The organism is Streptomyces bobili (assembly GCF_002154575.1).
GTDB lineage: Bacteria > Actinomycetota > Actinomycetes > Streptomycetales > Streptomycetaceae > Streptomyces > Streptomyces bobili.
Genome location: NZ_MUBA01000526.1, coordinates 1 through 2,478, shown reverse-complemented (window position 1 = coordinate 2,478; position 2,478 = coordinate 1). Strand labels below are relative to the sequence as shown.

Here is a 2,478-nt window from a genome sequence, read left to right as displayed (position 1 = left end):
GGGCGGGCGGGGGTCGGTGACCGTCGGCTGTTTCTCCAGCGGGATTCTGGGGCTGCTGCCCACCGCGCTGCGGGCATTGCGCGAACGCCTCCCCCGACTGCGCGTCGACGTCGTCGAGGCCGAGCCGCCGGATCTGTTCACCGCCCTCGACGGCGGGCAGGCCGACGTGGCCGTGGCCGTCGACTTCGCGGCGGCGCCCCCGCACACCGACCCCCGCTACAGCCGGACGGACCTGCTCACCGACGTCCTGGACATCGCCCTGCCGTCCGACCATCCGCTCGCGGGCCGGGCCGAGGTGCCGTTGCGGGAACTGGCGCGGGACCCGTGGATCGTCGGCAGCGGTTCGAGCTGCTGCGGGGCGGTCACCCGCTCGGTGTGCGCGGCGTCCGGTTTCACCCCCGAGATCCGGCACGCCGTCAACGACTGGGCCGCGCTGGCCGGTCTGGTCGAGGCGGGCCAGGGCGTCGCCCTGGTGCCCCGCCTGGTCCGCTCCCTGTACGCCCACCGTGCCCTCGCCCTGCGCCCGGCCGAGGGCGAGCCGCCGTCGCGGAACGTCTTCGTCGCCGTACGGGCCGGGGCGGAGAGCGATCCGGTGCTGGCGGCCGTGCGGGAGGAGTTGGCGCGGAGTGCGGCCGTGATCACCGCGGGCCGTGGGTGACTGTCGGGTGTCAGGTCGTGCGGGACAGGTAGCCCGCCACCCGCCGCTCCAGCTGTTCGCGCCGCTCGGGCCAGTCCTCCGCCGTGATCGAGAAGATCGCCGAGTCGCGCAGGCGGGCCTCCTCGCCCGGCGCCCAGGAGCGGGACCAGTTGCGCAGAACGCCCTCCAGGCTCGCGCCGACGCTCGCGATGGCCGCGCGGGAACGGCTGTTGCGGGCGTCCGTCTTCAGGTCCACGCGGGACACGCCCCACACCTCGAAGGCATGCCGGAACAGCAGCAGTTTGGCCTCGGCGTTGACGCCCGTGCCCTGGGCCGAACGCGCCAGCCAGGTGAAGCCGACCTCCACGGCGTCGAGCGTGTCGTCGGACAGCCAGGAGCGCGGCTCCCAGTAGGCGGTGGCGCCGACCGCCCGGCCGGTGGCCACGGACACCTGCGCGTAGGGGGCGAGCATGCCGGTGGCCGCGCGGGCGAGTTGGGCGTCGATGTAGTCGCCGACCTCGTCCTTCCTCGGCACCCATGTGTACGCGTATGTTCCCCGGTGCTCCTCCGCCGCCTCCGCCAGGTCGGCCGCGTGCCTGTGTTCCAGCGGCTCCAGACGTACCAGCGCGCCTTCGAGTACCGGCCCCTGCATGGTGAAACTCACCCGACGATGTCCTTCCGCAACTCCGCGAACGCCTCGTGGAAACCGGGGAAAGTCTTGCGGACGCAGCCGGGGTCGTCGAACGATATTCCGGGCGTGCGCAGACCGGTCACCGCGAAGGACATGACGATGCGGTGGTCGCCGTACGTCGTGATCTTGGCGCCCTCGGGGGTGGCGCCGGGGCGGATCTCGATCCAGTCGGGGCCCGTCGCCACCTCCACGCCCAGCCGGCGGAGGTTCGACGCGCACGCCTCCAGGCGGTCGCACTCCTTCACGCGCGTGTTCGCGACGTCCTCGATACGTACCGGGCCGGAGGCGTACGGGGCGATCGCGGCGAGCGTCGGCATCGTGTCCGAGACGTCCCGCATGTTGACGGTCAGGCCGCGGAGTTCGCCGGTGCCGCGCACGGTCGTACGATCCGCCCCGACCGTCACCCGCGCGCCCATCCTGCGCAGTACGTCCACGAAGCCCAGGTCGCCCTGGAGCGCGCCCTCGCCGAGGCCCGGCACGGTCACCTCGGCGCCCGGCGTGACCGCCGCCGCCGCGAAGAAATAGCTCGCGGTGGAGGCGTCGGGCTCGATCTCGTACGTCGTCGCCCGGTAGCCGCCCGGCGGGACGACGTACGTGTCGCCCTCGCGGCCCACCTCCACGCCGAACGCCCGCATCATCGCGAGAGTGATCTCCACGTACGGGGCCGAGACCAGGTCGGTGACCGTGATGCGCAGGCCGGTGCGGGTCAGCGGGCCGAGCAGCAGGAGGGCCGTCAGGTACTGGGAGGACTGGCCGGCGTCCAGGACCACGTCCCCGCCCTCCACGCCCGCCGCCGCGACGGTCAGCGGGTGGTGGCCCTCCGCCTCCTCGTGCCGCAGGTCCACGCCGAGGTCGCGCAGGGCACGGGTCAGCGGCAGCAGGGGCCTGCGGCGCATCTGGGGGGAGGCGTCGAAGCGGTAGGTGCCGTGGCCGGCGGCGGCCAGGGTGGGCAGGAAGCGCGCGGTGGTGGCGCCGTCACGGCAGTACACGTCGGCCTCGCGGACGGCGGGGCCCTGCGGGCGGCCGTCGACCTGCCAGGCGTCCGGGGTGCGGCCGACGCGGTAGCCGAGCCCGATGAGCCCCTCGGCGAATCCCTCGGTGTCGTCCGACCTCAAGGGCCGCCGCAGGGTGGTGACCCCGTCGGCGGCCG

General features: G+C 74.0%; 3 protein-coding genes. 1 reads left to right on the top strand and 2 read right to left on the bottom strand.

Translation table 11 applies throughout. The features are described from left to right. Window positions 1-658, top strand: a 658-nt coding sequence (locus tag BZL64_RS32550) for a LysR substrate-binding domain-containing protein (RefSeq protein WP_244205635.1), incomplete at its 5' end; no start/stop codon positions are given. Window positions 659-668: 10 nt separating this feature from the next. Here BZL64_RS32550 and BZL64_RS32545 read toward each other — a convergent pair. Next, window positions 669-1,301, bottom strand: coding sequence for a GNAT family N-acetyltransferase (locus BZL64_RS32545; RefSeq protein ID WP_086772715.1), 633 nt, complete (start codon window positions 1,299-1,301; stop codon window positions 669-671). After that, the coding region (gene aroA / locus BZL64_RS32540; protein ID WP_086772714.1) for a 3-phosphoshikimate 1-carboxyvinyltransferase at window positions 1,298-2,478 on the bottom strand (1,181 nt) is incomplete at its 5' end. The genes BZL64_RS32545 and aroA, both read right to left, overlap by 4 nt.